Genomic DNA, 20708 nt, shown 5'->3' on the forward strand with positions numbered 1-20708 from the left:
GCTCAGGTGCTCTTTGGAGAAATGAACATTAGAAATAGACAGATCAAACATAAGGAGTAATCATGGAAATAGATAAATTGCAGCAATTGCTTTCAGAAATGTCTTTGCAGGAAAAAATAGGACAGATGGTACAGCTTACCGGTGTATATTTTGACAAAGAGGCAGTGCTTACCGGTGTTGTTGGCGAACAGTTACCACCGGAATGGATCATTCAATATGCCGGTTCAGTGCTAGGAGTGATCGGTAAAGATAAAATTTATGATATCCAGAGCAGATATATGGAACAGCATCCCCATCATATCCCGCTTCTCTTTATGGCAGATGTTATCCATGGATGTCGGACGATTTTTCCGATTCCGTTGGGGCAGGCGTGTTCATTTCATCCGGAACTGGTGTCTGAGGCGGCTTCTATAGCTGCCTTGGAGGCATCTTCAGAAGGGCTCAGAGCAACATTTTCTCCTATGATTGATGTTTCAAGAGATCCCAGATGGGGAAGAATGATGGAATCCTTTGGAGAAGATCCATATGTAAATGGGATCATGGGAAAAGCAATGGTAGATGGCTATCAGCAGAAGGATGATACTGGAATAGCGGCATGCCTGAAGCATTTTGCGGGGTATGGGGCAGTGAATGCAGGAAGGGAATATAATGATGTTGAAATATCTCGGCGGACATTTCTGGAACAGTATGTAAAACCTTTCCGTATGGCATTAAAAGCAAAGCCTGCTATGGTCATGACAGCTTTTAATGCTATTGACCGTAAACCGATAAGCGGAAATAAGGAACTTCTTAAAGGGCTTCTGCGGGATAAGGAAGGATTTGAGGGAACTGTAATTTCAGATTGGGGCTCCATAGGTCAGCTGGAAGAACAGGGAGTGGCAGCTAATATGGAAGAAGCAGCAATCCAGGCTTCAGAAGCCGGTGTAGACATTGATATGATGAGTCCTGCTTATATGCTGTGTCTGGGAAAACTGGTAGAAAGCGGAAAAATACCGGAAGCGTTTGTTGATGAAAGTGCATTCCGGGTCCTGATGATGAAAAATCAGCTTGGGCTTTTTGAAAATCCGTTTGCCGGTCTTGGAAAGAGTGGAAAACTGACTATGCATAACCGGGAAAAAGCATATCAGCTGGCTGGCGAAAGCTGTGTCCTTTTGAAAAATGAAAAGCTGCTGCCATTAAGCAGGAAGAAGAAAGTTATCTGGGCAGGTCCTTATACAGCGTCAAGAGAATTCTTAAGCCGCTGGTCGATTTTTGGAGAACATGAGGCAGTTGAAACAATAGAAGATATTTTACAAAAAAAGCAGATAGAAGCAGAATGTATTACAGGATGCAATATTCTTTCTGATGAAGAGTGTAAGATATGGCAGGTGGAACAGGAAGTGTCTGACAAGCCAAGGGATGAGCAGTGGCTGGAAACGATAACCCATGAAGATACGGTTGTATGTGTACTTGGGGAACATGAGTCCCAGTCAGGAGAGGCTGCCAGCAGGGCATTCCTGACTTTGCCGGAAGAACAGCAGGTGTTATTTGAAAAAATAGCAGAACGTACAAGTAATATTGTGACTGTGGTAATTACAGGAAGACCATTGGACCTGTGGAGGATATCAGAAAGATCCAAGGCTGTCATTATGGCATGGAGACCCGGCACTATGGGAGCTGAAGCAATCATAGATCTTGTGTATGGCAGAATAAACCCTTCCGGCAAATTAGCTGTGAGTATCCCATGGTGTGTGGGACAGGTGCCCATAAGCTACTGGGATGTAAAAACCGGGCATGTGCTTACTGCAGATAACCTGGAGAACCGTTTCACCAGCAGATATATGGATATTCCCAATACACCATTATATCCATTTGGTTTTGGATTATCCTATACAGAGTTTGATGTTTCGGATGTTGAAGTTCGGATGGAACAGGACAAAAGAGTGCATGTACATTGTAAGGTAAGTAATACAGGCAATATTGCGGGGGCAGAGGTCGTTCAGTGTTATTACGAAACATTACATGCATCTGTGGTGCGTCCGATGAAAGAGCTTGTCCGTTTTCAGAAAGTCTTTCTGGATCCGGGAGAAAAGAAGGATGTAGATTTCTTTATTGACCAGGAAGAATTCTCATATTATGGCAAAAACATGGAAACCGTCAGCAGCGGAATGAAACTGCGTATCAGTATTGGAAACAGTAGTGACCACCTTGTTTCTGAGAACATTATACAAGCATAGGAGAAAAGAGACATGAAAGATTTTGAAAAGGATTTGATTTATGGCGAAACGGTGTATGTGAGAGTCGATGCGTTTAATGAGAATGGAATTACGGAAGGAAGCGTAAGGCCGCTTGCATGATGCAATTATAGTTGAAAAAGCAGAAAAACAGCTCAGGTGCAGAAATGCACTTGAGCTGTTTTGACGTTAGGCATATCAACGTCTAGCGTAAAAGCCTTTTTCAGACACGCTCTAGGATACGGAGAAACGTCGGTGCAGTATTAGAAGAACCACATGCCTGCACGTCAGAAGAAAAAAATCAGTCATTGGAGTGATGCACTTTTTTGTGCTCGTTGCATTGGTCCCTGTATTGTTTTGGCGTGAGTTCGTTTACTTTTTTAAACATTTCAATAAAAGCGCGGGAACTGGAAAAACCACTTTCTTCTGAAATATCAGGAATAGAAGAAGTCGTAGTTTCAAGGAGATGGGTCGCATGGTCTAATCGGAGCGAAGAAAGATAGACATTAAAATTGCGACCTGTTTTTTTGGCAAATATTCTGGAAAAATAGGTCGGATTGAAGCCAAAATGTTCGGAAACACTTTCCAGAGTGATATGTTCTCTATAATGTGCTGCCAGATATTCGGTAAAAGAAATCGAATCCTCTAATTTGGATCGGGGGGGGGTAGTACAAGTCGGAGCAGCCATGCTTTCAGAGAGAAGGATATGAAAAATTTGGAGAACACAGGCATTCATCCCAAGGAGATCAACCGGTTTTTCGGATCGTGAATATCGGTAGATATCCATAAGAAGTTCTATGATTTCTTTCCGATGTCTGTTCACAACATCCTGTTCTATAATAGGGTAGTTTTTACTATCTGGGTTAAAAAAAAGCTGTATGATAGAGACAGGAACAAGCACTGCAAATCCTAGAAAGGAGGCAGAAACTTCAAGTGACTTATGAATAACATTTGGGTTCACAAAAAGAAAATCATTATCTTTTGCATATGTCATAGTAGAGCCGATTTCACAGCGCAGTGTTCCAGAAATAGAACAGTTAAATTCAAAACTGTTATGCCAGTGAAAATGCGGTGCTGAATTTACATCTTTAGGTTTTTCTAACTGAATCCAGTCAGAATGAAATACCTTGCAAAAGCGTCCGTCATACAAATTGATTGGTTCATATTCGATAATTTCCATATGCTTTGCCCTCTTTTGAATTGTAGATTAACCATGAATAAAAAAGGAAAAATGATCACATACCATAAAGATTGCACAATAACATATTAATCGAAATTCGTTAAAAAGTCTATAAAAAAGTGATATAAAGTAAAAATACTGTATAGATTAGATAAGAAAGCGTCTTGAGAAAAGATAAGAAAAAGTATAAAAATAGATTATAACAAAAACGAACTTTTCTAAAGGAGGAAAAGAGATGAAAAGAAAAACATTAGCAGTTTCACTATCAGCAATCCTTGCAGCATCCGTGCTTTTTGGATGTGGAAGCAATTCCAAAAGTGGGGATACGAAGAGTTCTTCTAACAATGGTAGTGCCAGTGCCAGCGCATCTGATACATCCAACACGGGCTCAGATACTTCTGGTTCAGGTATCCAGTACGATGGAGACGATGTAACGATTACCTATTGGCATACACATGGTGATTCAGAGGAAGAGGTTCTTGTAGATACCATTATTCCTGAGTTTGAAAAACAGTATCCAAATATTCATGTTGATGCTGTAAGAATGCCATACGATGGATTGATGCAACAGATTATTACCAGCCTTTCCAGTGGAACAGGCCCGGATCTGATGCGAATGGATATTATCTGGGTTCCAGAACTTGCTGAGATGGGAGCACTTGCAGCAGTTGATGATCTGGAAGGATTTGCAGATCTGAAAGATAATCTGTACGAAGGACCGCTGAGTACTAATTATTACAATGGAAAATATTATGGATTGCCATTGAACACAAACTGTCTGTCAGGCGTTTACAGTAAGACCATGATGGAGGAACTGAATATTGACAGTATTCCGACAACTTACGATGAAGTTGTTGCATTGAAGGACAAGCTTGGCTCAGATCAGTATCTGATCGCATGCGAGGGGGCAAACTCTTGGGCTATGGCTCCATTGTTTCATTCTCTGGGCGGCGTTTATACCAATGAGGACTATACGAAAACATCTGGTTATGTCAACAGTGAAGATAGTGTAAAGGCACTGGAGACTATCGTTGAGTGGTATGATGAAGGAATTATTGGACCTTGCTTCACAGGTGGAAAGCCGGATGCAGCAAATGGTCTTTACGATGGAAATTATCTGTTTAGTTATCAGGGTCCATGGTTCTTCACAAATGATGATGAAGAAAATCTGGCAAAAGTAGAAGTAGGACTTCTGCCGGCTGGTAAAGCCGGATCTCTTACCGTTAACGGTGGCGAGGATCTGGTTATGTTTGAGAGTAGCGATAAGAAAGAAGCATCCTGGGTATTTGCAATGTTCTTAATGAGTGAATTCTCTCAGACAGCACAGGCTGTAGGCGGTGGACATCTGATCCCGACTGTAAAAACAATTGCCGAATCTGAAGAAGTACAAGCAGTACCGAATATGAGTACGTATATTGAACAGCTTGAGGGAGCTGTATCCCGTACCCCATCTCCGGCATGGGAGAAAATTTCAGATAAACTCTCTGCAGCATTCCAGAGCGCAGTTCTTCATGAGGATACGGCACAGTCCGCACTCGATAAGATTGCTCCGGAACTGGATGCATTGCTTGCAGGTGAGGCATCATAATTCAAGAAAGATGAAACAAATTTCCACAGGCTTTCTTGCCTGTGGAAATTGTTTATAGGGCGATAAAAAGCAGCCCGGAAAGGTATCTGTTATGAAAAAACCTTTATCAGAAAGATTTTCCAAAGGTCTGAAACAATGGTTGGCCGTTTTGCCCTTCCTTGCAGTGGGAATGACCTTATTTATTGTCTTTGTATTATATCCACAAATTAAGAATATTTATATTGCACTAACAAATTATAGCATTATGCCAGGTTCGGAAAATACATTTGTTGGAATAAGTAATTTTGCTAAAATGTTCAAAGATATTTCAACAAAAGGATCTGATGCCTATTTTTTCTGGATTGCATTTCGAAATAATATTTTAGCAGTTCTGGTTACTGTGCCAGGACAGTTGGTTCTTGGCCTGATCGTTGCTGTTTTGATTCATAACCTGAAAACAGGAAAAAATGTATATAAAGTACTCTTATATATTGCAGTTATTTGTGACTGGGTTGTTTTCTGTAATATCATTGATTATATTTTCCAACCGGATGAAGGAAGTCTTGTAAACTACTGTCTGACTACCATCGGAATCTTAAAAGAGCCGGTAGCATGGTTGAAGAATACATGGACAGGAAACTTTGTTATCTGGATCTGCTCAATCTGGAAGGGCTATGGCTGGGTTATGATCATTTACACCGCCGGTCTTCTTGGAATCCCATCAGATCAGTATGAAGCTGCAACGATGGATGGAGCCAATGCGGTTCAGAAATTCTTCCACGTTACACTTCCTGGATTAAGAGGAACTACGCTTTATCTACTGATTAATCTGATTAACGGTGCAATGAATATCTTTATTCAGGTGTTCCTGTTGACAAAAGGAGATCCGCTCGGAACAACAGATGTTGTTATGGATTATATTTACCGGAGGGCGTTCAATTATTTCGATTTTGGGTATGCGGCCGCTTGTGGTATTGTCATGGGTATTGTTGTATTTGTTATTTCCATGGGACTGAAGAAATTCCTTCGCTATGGTGAAAATCTTTAAGGAGGAGAGCAGCAATGAAGAAAAAGAAAATAATTAGTCAGATCTGTATTCATGTGATTTTAGTAGCGTTGACAGCAATATGCCTTCTTCCTTTTTTGTCAATGATTTCGACTTCATTTATGAAGGTAAAAGGTGTTTTGCCGAACGAGCCAATTTTATTTCCGAATTTTCCACTTTATCTGGAAAACTATGTAAAAGCGTGGACTGCAAACCATTTTCAGACGTACTTTTTCAACACACTATACGTGTCTGTAGTGGGCCTTATCGTAAATCTGTTAATTTCGATCACGATGGCATATTCTTTCTCACGATTCCAGTTTCCAGGAAAGGAGCCTATTTTTAACTTGCTGTTGCTCACAATGATGATTCCGGCACAGCTGGCTATGATCTCCCAGTACACTGTTTTAAACGGATTGAAACTGATTGATACCTATAAAGGAATTTGGCTGCTGTGGGGAGGCACTTGTGTGGCAGGAAACACCTTCTTCTATAGAGGTTTTTTTGAAGCAGTGCCGAAAGAGCTGGAAGAGTCCATGTACCTTGATGGTGCAACCAGGTTTCAGACCTTGTTACATTGCATTATTCCGTTAAGTAAACCGGCAATTGCAACACAGGCAGTATTGGCGTTTAATGGATACTGGTCGAACCTATTTGATATTCTTACCTTTACAAAATCGACAAACAAGAGAACACTTTCCGTTGCACTGCAACTGTTCCGTGGACAGTATACGACGAACTATGGCCTGATGTTTGCTGCCAGTGTTATTGTTATTATTCCGATTATTGTATTGTTTGTTATTTTTCAGAAACAGTTTATGCAGCAGGGCATTACGGACGGTTCCATAAAAGGATAATATCGGATTCTCTGCAAAATTTCAGCCGGGAGGTGAAGTATGATTACAACTAGAAAAAAACAGTCGTTTGGTATTGCAGCAGTTGAACTTGGTGCACCGGTTTCGGCAGTACCTTCCATTCCTGTGAATTTAAATGAATGGGAACATGCGGTGTTAATGGACACATTTTACAGTGCAGGCGGAAGAGAGACCGTTTCAAGTACAAATCTACGGATGATGTGGGATCAGAAAAATCTGTATCTGTATCTGATTTGCTATGAAAAAGAGGCAAGGGTTTCCCGTCCGTCTGATGAAAATGTGCTGAAAACAGAATGGATGCTTCGCAAAGATAAGATAGAAATTGCATTGAGCAGCGGAAATTTTGGAGAGCGAGACTACGCAGTATTTTGTGCAGACACAGAGAAACAGGCGGGAGCCAGGACGGAAAAGGGAATGACCTATTTCGGTGGCGATAAAGCAATTTTAAATGATTACTTTACCGAAAAAAATGATGCGGTAAAAACAGAAATCCCATCATGGAAATATACATGCAAAATCGCTGTAGAAAAAAACTGTTGGCGTGTCATGTTTGGAATCCCATGGGAGCTGTTCGGTGGATTTCCGGAAAAATATTTTAAGTTTCAGGTTTACCGGAAAAAGAATCAGACCAGTGAAGTGTTGGCTTTGAATCCGTTGGATTTAAATGCAAATTACGAGTCCAGATTTGATTTTGATCCGGAAAGCTTTATTGAGTGCACACCTGGAGGAACACCGCAGGTTATCTATTCCAACAGTGCTTGCGTGATCCTACCGGATGGAACGATGCATTGGCAGCGGCCGGCGACACTGGAATGGCCATCTATAAATGAGCGGGCTGAGATTATGCATTTGCAGAAATCGCTGACATCGACAACACCGGATGAATTGCCAGATCGGATTATAACCGTACAAAGATGGCAGGATGTGTTAATGTTGGAAGGAATGGATTTCTTCCCAAATGCAAGATGTGAAAACTCTTTTGATAAAGTGGATCCTTGGGTACAGAGACGTCTCTGCAACGAAGCACTTCGAAAAGGAGATACTGCGACAGCCTGCAGAGAACTGGATGTCTTGATTGGCTATTTCCGAACGCTCACGGCATGGTGGTATGCAGATCATACACTTGGAGATGCAGACGAAGACAACTGGATTGGATTCACACATTTGAAATCTGTTTCAGATCAGGGGAATCAGATCGTATTAAAGTACGAATATGGTTTGAACACCTACGATGCCGTATTGATTCCACAGAATCGTGGTTTTCGCTTTTATACAAGAGAAAAAGGAGATTTTGACAGCGAAGCAGTTTCGTATACATTTTCAGAAATAGAGGGAGAATATCAGATCAAAACAGCACATTCTGTGATTGTGATTACAGCGGGAGAAGATTGGAAGATCTGTGCAGATGAAAAATTTGTATTGGATGCAGATAACTTCAAGCTCTATGATTATGCAGGAAGCAAAGGTTTCGATGTGTGCCAACCACTTCTGGAAAGAGAAATGGTGTATGGATTCGGTGAACGATTTGATGCCGTAAACCAGAGAGGTCGGGTACTTTCTTTGTGGCACAGAGATGCATTTGAAGGTTGTAATTGTTCTATTGGAAATCAGTCCTACAAAAATGTATCATTTTTACACTCTACAAAAGGTTACTCTTTGTTTATTAACAGTTTTTACAGAATTAGAGCAGATATTGGAAGAGTCAGTAAAGGGCTTCGAATCACAACAGCAGGACCCAAAGCAGATATTTATGTTTTTACGGGAAGCGTCTTAGAAAACATGGAGGAATATACAGCCTTAACCGGAAAACCGCTGCTTCCGCCTGCGTGGGTGTTTGAACCGTGGGCCGGCGGTGGGGTAGGCAGATGGATGGACGGACCGACGCACGATGTAATCCAGGAGATGGAAGGTGTTGTACGGAAGTTTAAAAATCTTGATATCCCACATTCTGGCCTGTATGCAGAGGGTGCTGGTTGGAAATGGGAAGACCATTACAACAAAGAAGAAATTTATAAGATTGCTGCGTTTACAAAACAACAGAAGATGCGGGTTTTTTCGTGGCAGTTTTCACATCTGGATATGGAGCAGGCAAAGGAACTTCTGCCGAACTGTGCGGAAGAAGATCTGCCAATTACAAGAACGCCGGGTTATCATGGAGAAAAAGTTCTTCCATGTGCTATTGATTTTTCACATCCAAGAGCAGAGGAACTTCTGGAAAATCAATGGCATGATCGAATGGATGCAGGTTTTGATGGAACTATGGTGGATTTTGGAGAAATTATTCCAGATGAAGCAGTGTTTTACGATGGTCGTACGGGAGATGAAATGCACAACGCTTACGCGCTGGATTATACAAAAGCGTATCGAAAACTCTTTGAAAAATATAAAGGAGAAGATCACGTGCTGTTTTCAAGATCTGCGGCAGCGGGTGTTCAAAAGTATTCCTGCCAGTTTGGTGGAGACCAGCTTTCAAGCTTTAGAGGCCTGACTTATGCAATGAATGGAGGTCTGACACTGGCGGCTTCCGGTTTTCCATTCTGGGGTGTTGATGCAGGAGGTTATTCAGGATTTGCAGACGAAGAAACGTATCTCCGTTGGACGGAATTTGCAGCCTTCTCACCGATTATGCGTTTCCATGGAGTGACCCCAAGAGAGCCGTGGGTTTACAGTCGATATGCAGTGTCTGTTTATAAATTTTATGCATGGCTAAGAGAAAATCTTCTGAAATATTCGGTTCATACAGCGGAAGAGGCACATAAAACAGGCATACCAATGATGAGACCGTTGCCAATGGTATTTCCTAATGATAAAGAGGCTGTCTATTGGGAAGATGAATATTTTTATGGTTCAGATCTGTTAGTTGCTCCGGTTCATCAAGAAGGGGAACAGAGAAGAATTTACTTCCCAGCAGGAAGATGGATCAATTTGTTGGATTTCAGAAAGATGGTTGGTGGAAACCGAATTCTTCAGGTGGATGTTCCAATTGACAAAATTCCTGTTTATATTCGGGAAGGAGCGTGCATTCTGTCTGTTATGAATGGAGAATTGCAGCTTGGACAAAGCATGACATATGAAAAAAAGAATACAGTTCTTATGAGCCGAGCTTTAAATGAAACCTCAGGCAAACGGTATGCGGATGGAAAAGAAATTGAATACAATATTTTGGGCCAAACGGGTGAAGATTTCTTTATGCTTCGCCATGCATCCGAGACAGAATTTATTGTTCTTCTTGGTTTTGACAGAAAGCCAGAAAGTCTGGAGTTGAATGGAGTTTCTCTTTCAGAGAGTGCATCCTTGAATGCATTGAATTATGGCTCCGGTTGGTATTGGAGAGAGGATGCAGCAGTTGTTGTCAGTGTTCCGAAATTGGAAAAAATAGAAATCCATGTAATTCATAAAGAACAATAGTATCAAAATGACGAAGTGATCCCTGCGAAGATTCTTGAGAGAAAGTCCCGTCTTCGGTTTAATTTCGAAGAGGGGACTTTCTCAAAAACAAACGAAACATTTCATGGAAAGAGAGGGTGGAAGATGGAAAATACAGGGTTTTATGTAATACCTAATAAAACGCAGTATGAAATTGGGGAAAGAGTCTGGCTGGAAATAAAAAAAACAGGGCCGACGAAAGCAAATCACGTGAAAGTTTCGTTGTTTACGTATCAGGGAGAAAATCTGAAAATGGAATGTACCCTGGAACAAGGAGTGTATATTCCACTTGCGGAAAGCATTTCAGAAAAAACGGGTGGATATCTGGTAAAAATAGAATTCTTTCAAAAGACTGAAAAACTAGGGAGCTGTTACACGGCATTTGATGTTGTGAATTGCTGGACAGAAGCTCCAAGATATGGATTTCTTAGCAGTTTTTCTGAGGAAGATAAACAAAAAGAAGAGTATCAGGAATTTTTCAGGGAAATGCACTTGAATGTGATTCAGTTTTATGACTGGATGTACCGCCATGATGAGTTTTATCCGGAGAGTGATATTTATACAGATATCATGGGAAGAAAAGGTTCGATGACTGCTGTTGCGAAAAAAATCGAAGGAGTGCACGCTTGCGGTGCAAAGGCAATAGCATATGGCGCTGTTTACGGTGCAGAATCATTTCAGGAAGAACATCCGGAATGTATCTATCGGTACGATAATGGAGAACCAATGATTTTCATTGACAAAATATGGTTGATGGATATTCACAGGGGAACGGCGTGGAGAAAACGGATTTTACAGGAATATGGAAAAGCGCTGGAAAAAGGTTTTGATGGCGTACATATGGATCAATACGGAGATCCGAAAGAGGCATTAATTCTGGAAAATGGAAAATATGTCATTCGAGATCTGGCAGATGATTTTGGTGATTTGATCAATGAAACAAAAGAAAAATACCCGGAAAAACAGTTCATTTTTAATGCAGTAAATAACTGGCCGGTAGATTCGGTAAAAAAGAGTCGCGAAGATTGTATTTATATAGAGGTCTGGTCGCCGAATGATACTTATAGAGATCTATATCGTTTGATTGCGCATGCTCGGGAAACAAAAGATGAGAAGAGGGTGATTCTGGCAGCGTATTTGAATCCGTTTAAAACAGAACCAGAAAGAAATCTGAAGGGATCTACAGCGCAGCTTGCAATGGCAACAATTTTCGCTTCTGGCGGATACCATCTTCTATTGGGCGAGGAAGGAAGTGTTCTGACAGAGGCATATTATCCGGACAACTGCAGAATTGGGGAACATTCGTTCCGAAAAACATTGAAAAAATATTATGATTTTATTACCGCGTACGGCGGACTTTTATTTCCGGAAAGTTGGACGGATCTGACGATGCAGTATGCAGGAGGAATCAACTCAGAATTTATATTCGAAAATGTTGATTGGTCACCGTATCCGGAAGCAGGAAAGGTATGGATTCAAATTTATAAGAGAGGACGAGAATTTTCAATACGATGTGTGAATTTTACGGGAATTTCGGACATGAACTGGAATAGAACACATGAGGAATTCCCACAGCGTGTAGAAAAGATAAAAGTGAAGGCAAAACTTCCGGGAGAAAAGAAACAAATATACGTTGTGACACCGGACGGTGAAATTCAGGAGCCAGAAGAAGTGTATTATAAAGTAAAACTAGGGGATGATCAAAGACAGGAAATTATATTTGAATTGGACAAATTATTGGTGTTTTCTGTTATATATCTGCGTTTGGAATAGGATTCTGAGCGTAGGTAAAAAAACAGGAGGGTTTTTACATGAGATTGAAATTAGATAAAAAAACAGGACCCCTTTACTGGTGTACCTATGAGAAACAGTTTACTGAAAATACTTTTATGCCAGAAGAACGGTTCAAAGAAAATATTGATTGGGTAGCAAAGGAATTTGTTCCATATGGATACGAGATGGTATGCACAGATGGATGGATCGAGGATTCTTTCTGCATCAATGAAAATGGATATCTAACTCGTCATCATGATTCATGGAAACATGATTGGAAATATTGGGCAGACTATCTGAATGAGAGAGGAATGGCTCTCGGCGTTTACTACAATCCGACCTGGATCAGCCCGGCAGCGGTAAAGAACAAAGAAATTTTGGTCAAAGGAACAAATATTCCGGTGCGAGAAATCACAGATTTGTCGTATGTTTATAATGGAGAAAATGAGAAAAAAATAACGGGGGATCGTTTTTCTTATCCAAATGGAGAAGATCGAGCATTGTATTGGGTGGATGTAGATCGTTCTGGAGCAAAAGAGTATGTGCAAGGATATGTAAAGTATTTTATTGACTGCCATGTAGCTTTTTTACGAATTGATTTTCTTTCCTGGTACGAAGATGGAATGGATAAAGGAAAGCAGATTGGCAGAAATCATGGATCAGCAAATTACCGAAAAGTTCTCGAATGGATCAAGGAAGCAGCAGGGGATCAGATAATGATCAGTCTTGTTATGCCGCATTTGAAAAACAATGGTGAGAATGAGTTTGGCATGGGACAGATGGCGCGTATTAACGAAGACTCCGGTACGGGAGGCTGGGATACTTTTAGTGATCGAAACAGAGGACTGCATTTTGATTATTGGTCTCAGTGCACGACAGCATTTGAAGGCCTGATTTACTGGTCAAAAATTTTTGCTGACCACAACATGATCATGGATGCGGATATGCTTCGCCTGAATACCTTTGCAAATGATGAGGAGTGCAAATCGGCTGTATCGCTGGAACTGATTGCGGGAGCGCCGCTGGATATCGCAGATCAGTATGATACGATCAAAGATCGGGCATGGATTTATCAGAATGAGGAACTTCTTGCGTTGAATAAAAAAGAAATTTTATCCTTCCCATTATCAACGGATACCAAAAATCCGGACAGTACCATCTGGATTGGAAAAGAAGCAACAGGAGAGATTATTCTTTCCGTATTTAATAGAGATGCAGAAGAAAAAGAAGTAGAGATTGATTTTAAACAAGTGTTGTTGTGCAGAGCTGCCAGTGTCAGGGATCTTTGGATGCATGAAGATCTCGGAGAAATGAAGAGCTTTCATACCATGCTTCCGCCACATGGATGCCGGGTACTGAAACTTTCGGAAAGGAGTTAGTATGAATCTGGCTGCTTTTTATCACAGCGGGATGTACCCGGAAATTTATGCACCGGATCGGTTTCATCTGAGATTTTCTTTCCGGGCAGCGAGTGGGGACATAGAAACGTGTACGTTGGTTTATTTTCATAAGAATCACAGAGAAGAAACAACGAAAGAAGAAAGAATGTCAGAGCAGTACCATTTAGGAACATCGGTTGTATATACGGCAGTGGTTTCTTTTCAAAAGCCGGCGAGATATCTTCAATATTATTTTCGAGTGACGGGAAAAAACGGGGATACGCGTTGGTATAATGCGTGGGGAACAGTTGAAAAATGTCCGGATTCCGGCTTTTTCGAATATGCATATGCCAATAAGTGTACTGTAGAGTATATGCCACCCAAATGGAGTCAAGGAACGATTTACTATCAGATATTTCCAGAGCGCTTCCGCAAAGGAAATCCGTCTTATGCGCCGGAGGATTGTGTGGCGTGGGGAAGTAAACCGACAGCTTCCAACTTTATGGGCGGAAATCTGGATGGAATCCGAAAATCGCTTAGCTATCTGGCAGAGCTTGGAGTAGAATGTATTTATTTGAACCCGGTGTTTACGTCTCCTTCAAATCATAAATACGATACGACGGATTACTATAAAGTAGATCCTCATTTTGGAATCAATGAAGATCTGCGAGTTCTGGTCAAAGAAGCACATGAAAAAAACATAAGGGTTATTTTAGATGCTGTGTTTAATCATACTGGAACAGATTTTTTTGCATTTGCTGATCTTTTAAAAAAGCAAGAAAAATCAGAGTATCAGAGCTGGTATCATATTACTCGTTTTCCGGTAAGGGAAGAGGCAGACTGTTATGAATGTTTTTTTGGATTTGCTGGCATGCCAAAACTGAATACAGGAAACGAGAAGGTACAGGAGTATCTTTTGAATGTACTGGAATACTGGGTACGGGAAGTACAAGTGGATGGATATCGCTTTGATGTGATTGATGAAATTGATGAGAATTTTGTTCTCAAAATCAGAGATCGACTCAAACGCTTGAACCCGGAACTTGTTCTGATTGGTGAAACATGGGCAGAGGGAAAACGACTGCTGAACGGATGTGAAATGGACAGTATTATGAATTATTCTTTCCGCCAGGCAATGCTGGACTTTTTTGCAGAACGGAGTATTAACGCCGAAACATTTGGCCATCGGTTGGAAACTGCATTGTCGCGACATCCTGATGAAACTAATATGGCTATGTTTAATGCATTGGACACACATGATACCAAGCGTTTTATCAACAGTTGTAGTCATCGGTTAGATTCCTTTAAACTTGGTGTTGTTGTGCAGATGATGTTTCCGGGTTCGCCGTCCATTTATTATGGGGACGAAGCAGGAATTGACGGAGAAAATGATCCGGACTGTCGAAAGTGTATGACGTGGCAAGAAAATCCGGGAGAAAAAGAGAGTTTCCGTTTTTATCAGAGACTGATTCAGTTTCGAAAAAAACATTCTGCCATACGAAACGGTTCGTTTACAACAGTTTTGGCAGATGGACGCGTATATGGTTTTGCGCGTGAAAATGAAACGGAGATAATAGAAATTTTTGTAAATGACAGTGATGACACAGTAGAGATTACAGTCGAAAACGCTAGATCAATTTTGATTTCAAAGGGAAATTTTTACATTGTGTGCAGAAAAAATGGAGAAATAATAGAAGAAATCTGCAGTTGAAAAAACTGCGGGAAAGGAGTTCTTTATGGGGAAACTGAAATTTGGGGTTTCATCAATTGTTCTGGGAAAAGAACAGAAAACAGAGAATCTGAGATATGATTCTGTGGAGTGGGGAGAAGCGACTACGATACAGGATTTTTTCCGCGCGGGGGGAAATCCGTCCTCTGTTACACCAACAAGATGTAAGTTTCTGTATACAGCAGAAAAACTGTTTGTTTTGTTTGAAAACATGGAAGAAAAAGCTCATCATATCTTGAAAGAGGAAAATACCGTTACAGAGTTAACAGTAAAACGAAAAGATCAAGTAGAAGTTGCACTTTCAGGAAAAGAGTTTTCAAGAAGAGATTTTGCGGTTTTCACAGCAAAACGGGATGGCAGCAACAGTGCTTTTGTAGAAAAAGGAATGACATATCTTAGCGGAGATCAGGCATATCTGGGAGAGGGAAAAGACCAGGGAGAAAAAACGGCGATCTCGAAAGAGCAGTATTCTGTAACAGTAGATATTCTGCAGGACAGATGGTACGCTTTATTTGCAATACCGTGGATGCTTTTTGGTGGAAAGCCGGAGAAAGAGGAGGCTTTTGATCTTCAAGTCTATCGAAAAAAACATCAGTCAAGTGAAATTCTCTGCCCAACACCATTAGATCTGAATGTGAATTATTCGGATCGATTTGAATATGATCCAGAGACTTTTCTTGAGGTATCTTTTGGAGAAAAGGGGGAAACAAAAACGGAGAACGGCATTGTATTTGTCATGCCGTCCGGAATTTGCCACTGGCAGAGACCAGGAGTGTTGGAAAAAACTAGTACGGAAGAACGGAGGGAAATTTATCAGCTACAAAAGAGTGTGGAACCAACAACGAGAGAAAATCTGATAGATAGAATCCGAATTGCACAGCGCTGGCAGGACAGTCTGACATTGGAGGGTTTTGACTTTTTCTTTAACCAGGAAGTTGCAAATCCATGGAAGCCTATGGATCCATGGGTAGAAAAGCGTTTAGTGAATGAGCGGTTAAGAGAAAACCGATGGGAGGAAGCGGCTGCTGAGCTGGATCGTTATCTTACGTTTTTAAGAACTTGCAGTGCATGGTGGTATGCGGATCACAGCTTTGGAAACCAGGATCTGGAAAAATGGACATCATGTAGTGAAATTGGACATGTTCTGGAAACAAAAGATCATGTAACGATTTGTGTTGAATCAAAAGAGAGAACATGGGAGCTCATGATTTATCCTGTGGTCGGTGGTTTCCGAATGGTCTCTGGAAAGAAAGGCTTCTTTGATGGACAGCCGGAAGCATTTTCTGTGGAAGAATCCGAGCATGCATATATAATCAGAAGCAAAGAGCATGAGATGATACTCCAGAAAGAAACACTGGAAATTTCTATTGATAGAAAAGCAATCACAAATCTGAAAAATATTTCGTTTATATTTGAAAAGGAAAGTGTTTCGGCTTCGCGAATTCGATTTTCAATTCGGGAAAACAGTGCCATTTATGGATTTGGAGAACGTTTTGACAGCGTGAACCAGTATGGAAAAACCGTTGCACTGTGGCAGAGAGATGCTTGTGAGGGATGTCTTGCATCCATTGGAAACCAGGCGTATAAAAACATTCCATTGGTACACACAAGTGATGGTTTCAGCTTTTTTGCAAATACTTCATATCGGATGCGGATGGATGTGGGAGATGCTGTGCAAGACTATCTTTCGGTGGAAGCACTTGGAGATGTTTTTGATTTTTATATTTGGAGCGGAACACCGCGTGAGGCGCTGACTGCTTACGGAACGCTCACAGGGCTTCCGATTTTCCCACCGGAATGGGTATTTGAACCATGGGCTGGCGGTGGCGGCGGAAGATGGAGAAACGGTCCGTTACAGGATATTGCGCTGGAGCAGATGGCGGCAATGAAAAAGTTCCATGAACTCGATATTCCGCATTCCGGCTTTTATGCAGAAGGAGCAGGAGCTACCTTTTTTGGAGAATATAAAAAAGAGGAATTATACAAAGTTGTATCGTTTGGAGAACGTCATGGATTCAAGGTGTTTTCCTGGCAGTTCCCTAATATGACGCAGGAATTGGCGCAGGAATTGTTGCCGGAATGCCCGAAGGAGGAGCTTCCGATTACGAGAAATAAAAATGATGAGGAAGAAAAACTTCCGGTGTATATCGATTTCTCCCATCCGCGTGCGAAAGAGCTTCTGGCAGCACAGTGGAAGGATCGTATGGATGCAGGTATTCGTGGAAGTATGGTTGACTTTGGAGATGTTGTACCGGACGAGGCAGTTTTTTATGATGGAAGACGCGGCGATGAGATGCATAACGCGTATGCCTATCAGTATGCGAAAAATTATAGAGAGTTATTTGAACAAAAATATGGAGATGACCATGTTCTTTATACAAGAGGCGCTGCACCCGGATCTCAACACTTTGCGTGTCAGTTCGGCGGGGATCAGTTGACCAGTTTCCAGGGACTGAAATATGCGATTGCAGGAGGCCTTTCTGCAGCTGCTTCTGGACTTCCATTCTGGGGTGTTGATGCGGGAGGTTATGATGGATTCCCAGATCAGGAAACATATCTCCGGTGGACAGAGTATGCTGCATTTTGTCCATTGATGCGTTTCCATGGAACGGAGCCGAGAGAGCCGTGGGAATACGATGCTTTTACAGTGAAAGTTTATCGTTATTATACGTGGCTGCGGGAAAATCTTCGTCCATATATTGTAAGTGTAGCAGCAGAAGCTCACAAACTGGGAATACCGATGATGCGTCCGCTTGCGATGATGTATCCAGAAGATCAGGAAGCAACAAAGGTGTGGGACGAATATCTTTTCGGAGAAGATCTTCTGGTTGCGCCGGTTTCTGATGAAACAGAAGAGCGGGAAATCTATTTTCCTGAGGGACGGTGGATTAGTCTGTGGAATTTAAATGATGAAATTTCCGGTCCGGTGCAGAGGAGCGTTGAGGTGCCAATTGATAAAATACCGGTGTACGTTCGAGAAGGAAGTTTTCTTCCACTTCGACTGAATGAGAATCTGAAACTTGGAGAAAGCATGAGCGAATCGGAAACAGAAATGATTTTGGCTGTGGTGCCGCAGAATGACAGCATCGTAAAAGAAACACTGTATGAGAGATCCGGTGCCAAAACATGTTGTGACATGAAAAAAAATGGCGAAACTATACAGCTCCAAATTTCAGGAAAAACAGTAGAGCTTTATGTAATGCTGGCGGGAATTCATTGGAAAAATACAGAAGCTATCGTAAACGGAAGAACATTAACAAAAGTGACTGCGAGAGAAGGTCTGTATTTCACGGAAGGTTATCTGGAGTTGGAAGAGGGTATCTTGGTGAAGATTAATCCATCTGCCGAATCTGTGATAAAAATACAAAAAAAATAAGATAAACATTAAGGAAAATCTGATAAACAGTAGAATGAGAACAGAACATATAAGTCGCGATTTGAAATCGCCCCCCTTTTGTTTGGGATACATCGATCTTGGCGTAAAAAATGTGCGTTGTCATCGTTTGACTGTAAAAGGTGGAGCTCTTCCATATAGCTACCAGAGCTCACGAAAAGCTTTTTTCAGACACGCTCTAATGAAAAGCAAATTTTAAATTGTAAAAAGTAACAGGTTTTTCCAAGGTATCTTAATAATTATGAAAAGGGCTGAACAGTCACACTGTACAGCCCTTTTCGATTATTAAAAATTTACCGCTCTTTCTTCATCTCAAACACCAGCGCAATCGGTGCGGAGCCTCGTCTGTATCCTGCCGGGACGGTCATACAAAGGCCGCCTTCGACTTCTTTGAATGCAACATTTTCTCCGTTTTCCACCATACAGATCTCCGAAATCTTCGTCTCGGTATACGGTACGAAAATTTCTGCCTCTACCGATTCCTGTACCGTCGGATATAACCGGAATACATAGACTGAATCACCTTTCTGTGTGAACGAAAGGGTTCCGCTCTGGTACGGCGCGCAGACGCGGGTTCCGTAGATAGCATCGCCGAAGGTTTTCATCCACTGGCCAAAACCGTTCAGGCTGTCCCAGGCATCGACCGGGATGCGGCCGTCTGGCTGTGGGCTGACGTTCAGCGCCATGTTGCCGCCTTTGGCAACGATGTTGACAAGCATGCCGACAAGCTCACGTGGAGATTTATAATGGTCACCGTATTCGTATGTAAAGTCAACGCCGAGGGTAAGGCAGCTTTCCCACGGAACGTTCAGCGGTTCTTCCGGAATGCAGAGCTCCGGTGTCACGTAGTTTTCGTAAGCACCGCCGATTGTACGGTCAACGGAGAGAACCCACGGCTGAATCTTACGTGCTTCCTCAACGATCTTTCCAAGCTCAATATCCTGGCCGTTGCTCTCAGAGACCCAGCCCGCGTCGAACCAGAGAATATCCAGCTTACCGTAATTCTCACAGAGCTCCAGAACCTGATTTTTTGTATATTCTTTAAAACGGTTCCACACGTTGGGATATTCCTTCGGATCGTAGGAAGGTCCGCGGGATGTCAGACCATCTTTTCTCAGATCTTCATTCCAGTAGTCCGGGCAGTGCCAGTCGGCTTTGGAAAAATAAGCACCGATGCCGATGCCTTTTGCACGGAATGCATCAAACATGGATTTTACAATATCCGCATTTTTATGTTCATGGAACGGGCAGTCCTCTGCAGTTGTTTTATAATCTGTATATTTGGTGTCCCAGAGGCAGAATCCGTCGTGATGCTTTGTGGTCAGAAGAAGATAACGGAATCCGCAGTCCTCTGCCATCTGCGCCCATTCCTCCGGCTGAAAGCGGACCGGATTAAACGAATGATTCAGGCCGAAATACTGTTTTTTAAAGGTTTCGCCGTCCGTCCAGTTTACCTGGTGGCGGGACCAGTCGGAATCCTTGTCACTTAATGCCCAGGAAGCAACCATGCCGGGCTGGCAGTACAATCCAAAATGCATCATCAGCGCAAGCTTCTGATCCCGGAACCATTCGAGCTGCTGCAGAATAGCCGGATCGGTCGGGCACACATATGTTTCAGCGGCGCTGTAGTTGTGGACACCCTGGGAAACAATTTCCTGTTCTGGATCAGCGGGCGCTTCATTGTCCCGGATATCGATGATCGGTTCCGTTGTTCTGTTTTGTTCTTCGTGTTCTAAGTTCTCTGTGCTCATAAGAGAGTCTCCTTCTCATCAAGATAAAATTCACACCAATACTCGAAAATACAGCCAGAGCCCGTAAAGAGCCGGTTTTGGCACTAAAATAAGAAAGAATCCTGCCCGGAGGGCTTTTTTTTTTGTAGAAAAAACCGCGGCGACCCGATGACGTGCAGGCGGCCGCGGATCGGACAGGAATCCTGTCCTCGAGATAGTGTGTGTACGGACTCCCGACACCGGGATATCCGTCTGTGTTGTCTATAGGATACCATATAAATGTTAAAAAGTCACCCTCTAAATTTAAACAAAATGTTCATAAAAAATCGGTAAAAGTGAACAAAAAGGATCGCGGAAAAATCTGAAAAAATAACCCCCACGGGGGCTTGCAGGACGA

The 20708-nt window shown here is 42.0% G+C and carries 11 protein-coding genes; 9 read left to right on the forward strand and 2 right to left on the reverse strand.

The genetic code is table 11. The features are described from left to right. Nucleotides 1–62 precede the first annotated feature (62 nt). Complete coding sequence (locus DWX26_RS11890; protein ID WP_118601489.1) at nt 63–2216, forward strand: glycoside hydrolase family 3 N-terminal domain-containing protein; 2154 nt, start codon at nt 63–65, stop codon at nt 2214–2216. Between the two features lie 298 nt (nt 2217–2514). On the opposite strand, the gene DWX26_RS11895 is transcribed toward DWX26_RS11890, so the two are convergent. Further along, a complete protein-coding gene (locus DWX26_RS11895; protein ID WP_055267222.1) occupies nt 2515–3393 on the reverse strand; it encodes a helix-turn-helix transcriptional regulator in 879 nt (292 codons plus the stop codon). 235 nt (nt 3394–3628) lie between these two features. Between DWX26_RS11895 and DWX26_RS11900 the strand changes: the two genes are divergently transcribed. The 8 genes from DWX26_RS11900 to DWX26_RS11935 all read left to right on the forward strand — a co-directional run bounded on the left by DWX26_RS11900 (nt 3629) and on the right by DWX26_RS11935 (nt 18563). Further along, on the forward strand, nt 3629–4981 hold the full coding sequence (locus tag DWX26_RS11900; RefSeq protein WP_118601490.1) for an extracellular solute-binding protein: 1353 nt from the start codon (nt 3629–3631) through the stop codon (nt 4979–4981). 91 nt (nt 4982–5072) lie between these two features. Beyond that, on the forward strand, nt 5073–6008 hold the full coding sequence (locus DWX26_RS11905) for a carbohydrate ABC transporter permease (protein WP_117801811.1): 936 nt from the start codon (nt 5073–5075) through the stop codon (nt 6006–6008). Between the two features lie 14 nt (nt 6009–6022). Continuing rightward, on the forward strand, nt 6023–6862 hold the full coding sequence (locus tag DWX26_RS11910; RefSeq protein WP_117801812.1) for a carbohydrate ABC transporter permease: 840 nt from the start codon (nt 6023–6025) through the stop codon (nt 6860–6862). 861 nt (nt 6863–7723) lie between these two features. Next, the gene (locus tag DWX26_RS11915; protein ID WP_158580608.1) at nt 7724–10288 is read left to right on the forward strand and encodes a TIM-barrel domain-containing protein; all 2565 of its coding nucleotides are present in this window, start codon (nt 7724–7726) and stop codon (nt 10286–10288) included. A 123-nt stretch (nt 10289–10411) separates the two neighbouring features. Continuing rightward, nucleotides 10412–12079, forward strand: coding sequence for a glycoside hydrolase family 66 protein (locus DWX26_RS11920; RefSeq protein ID WP_118601492.1), 1668 nt, complete (start codon nt 10412–10414; stop codon nt 12077–12079). 38 nt (nt 12080–12117) lie between these two features. Further along, nucleotides 12118–13458 carry an alpha-galactosidase gene (locus DWX26_RS11925; protein ID WP_118601493.1) on the forward strand — a complete coding sequence of 447 codons (1341 nt, stop codon included), beginning with the start codon at nt 12118–12120 and terminating at the stop codon, nt 13456–13458. Nucleotide 13459: 1 nt separating this feature from the next. Continuing rightward, entirely contained in the window at nt 13460–15169 is a 1710-nt protein-coding gene (locus DWX26_RS11930; protein ID WP_117801816.1) for a glycoside hydrolase family 13 protein, read from the forward strand. A gap of 25 nt (nt 15170–15194) precedes the next feature. Further along, nucleotides 15195–18563 carry a TIM-barrel domain-containing protein gene (locus DWX26_RS11935; RefSeq protein WP_118601494.1) on the forward strand — a complete coding sequence of 1123 codons (3369 nt, stop codon included), beginning with the start codon at nt 15195–15197 and terminating at the stop codon, nt 18561–18563. 311 nt (nt 18564–18874) lie between these two features. On the opposite strand, the gene DWX26_RS11940 is transcribed toward DWX26_RS11935, so the two are convergent. Continuing rightward, complete coding sequence (locus DWX26_RS11940; RefSeq protein ID WP_199676806.1) at nt 18875–20332, reverse strand: alpha-L-fucosidase; 1458 nt, start codon at nt 20330–20332, stop codon at nt 18875–18877. Nucleotides 20333–20708: the final 376 nt, after the last annotated feature.

Source organism: Blautia sp. AF19-1 (assembly GCF_003479155.1).
In the GTDB taxonomy this organism is placed as follows: Bacteria; Bacillota; Clostridia; order Lachnospirales; family Lachnospiraceae; genus Fusicatenibacter; species Fusicatenibacter saccharivorans.

What these genes read in the sequence shown, in the direction of transcription:
- DWX26_RS11890 (WP_118601489.1), top strand. Translation starts at nt 63, where the DNA reads ATGGAAATAGATAAATTGCAGCAATTGCTTTCAGAAATGTCTTTGCAG.
- DWX26_RS11895 (WP_055267222.1), bottom strand. Translation starts at nt 3,393, where the DNA reads ATGGAAATTATCGAATATGAACCAATCAATTTGTATGACGGACGCTTT.
- DWX26_RS11900 (WP_118601490.1), top strand. Translation starts at nt 3,629, where the DNA reads ATGAAAAGAAAAACATTAGCAGTTTCACTATCAGCAATCCTTGCAGCA.
- DWX26_RS11905 (WP_117801811.1), top strand. Translation starts at nt 5,073, where the DNA reads ATGAAAAAACCTTTATCAGAAAGATTTTCCAAAGGTCTGAAACAATGG.
- DWX26_RS11910 (WP_117801812.1), top strand. Translation starts at nt 6,023, where the DNA reads ATGAAGAAAAAGAAAATAATTAGTCAGATCTGTATTCATGTGATTTTA.
- DWX26_RS11915 (WP_158580608.1), top strand. Translation starts at nt 7,724, where the DNA reads ATGCATTTGCAGAAATCGCTGACATCGACAACACCGGATGAATTGCCA.
- DWX26_RS11920 (WP_118601492.1), top strand. Translation starts at nt 10,412, where the DNA reads ATGGAAAATACAGGGTTTTATGTAATACCTAATAAAACGCAGTATGAA.
- DWX26_RS11925 (WP_118601493.1), top strand. Translation starts at nt 12,118, where the DNA reads ATGAGATTGAAATTAGATAAAAAAACAGGACCCCTTTACTGGTGTACC.
- DWX26_RS11930 (WP_117801816.1), top strand. Translation starts at nt 13,460, where the DNA reads ATGAATCTGGCTGCTTTTTATCACAGCGGGATGTACCCGGAAATTTAT.
- DWX26_RS11935 (WP_118601494.1), top strand. Translation starts at nt 15,195, where the DNA reads ATGGGGAAACTGAAATTTGGGGTTTCATCAATTGTTCTGGGAAAAGAA.
- DWX26_RS11940 (WP_199676806.1), bottom strand. Translation starts at nt 20,332, where the DNA reads ATGAGCACAGAGAACTTAGAACACGAAGAACAAAACAGAACAACGGAA.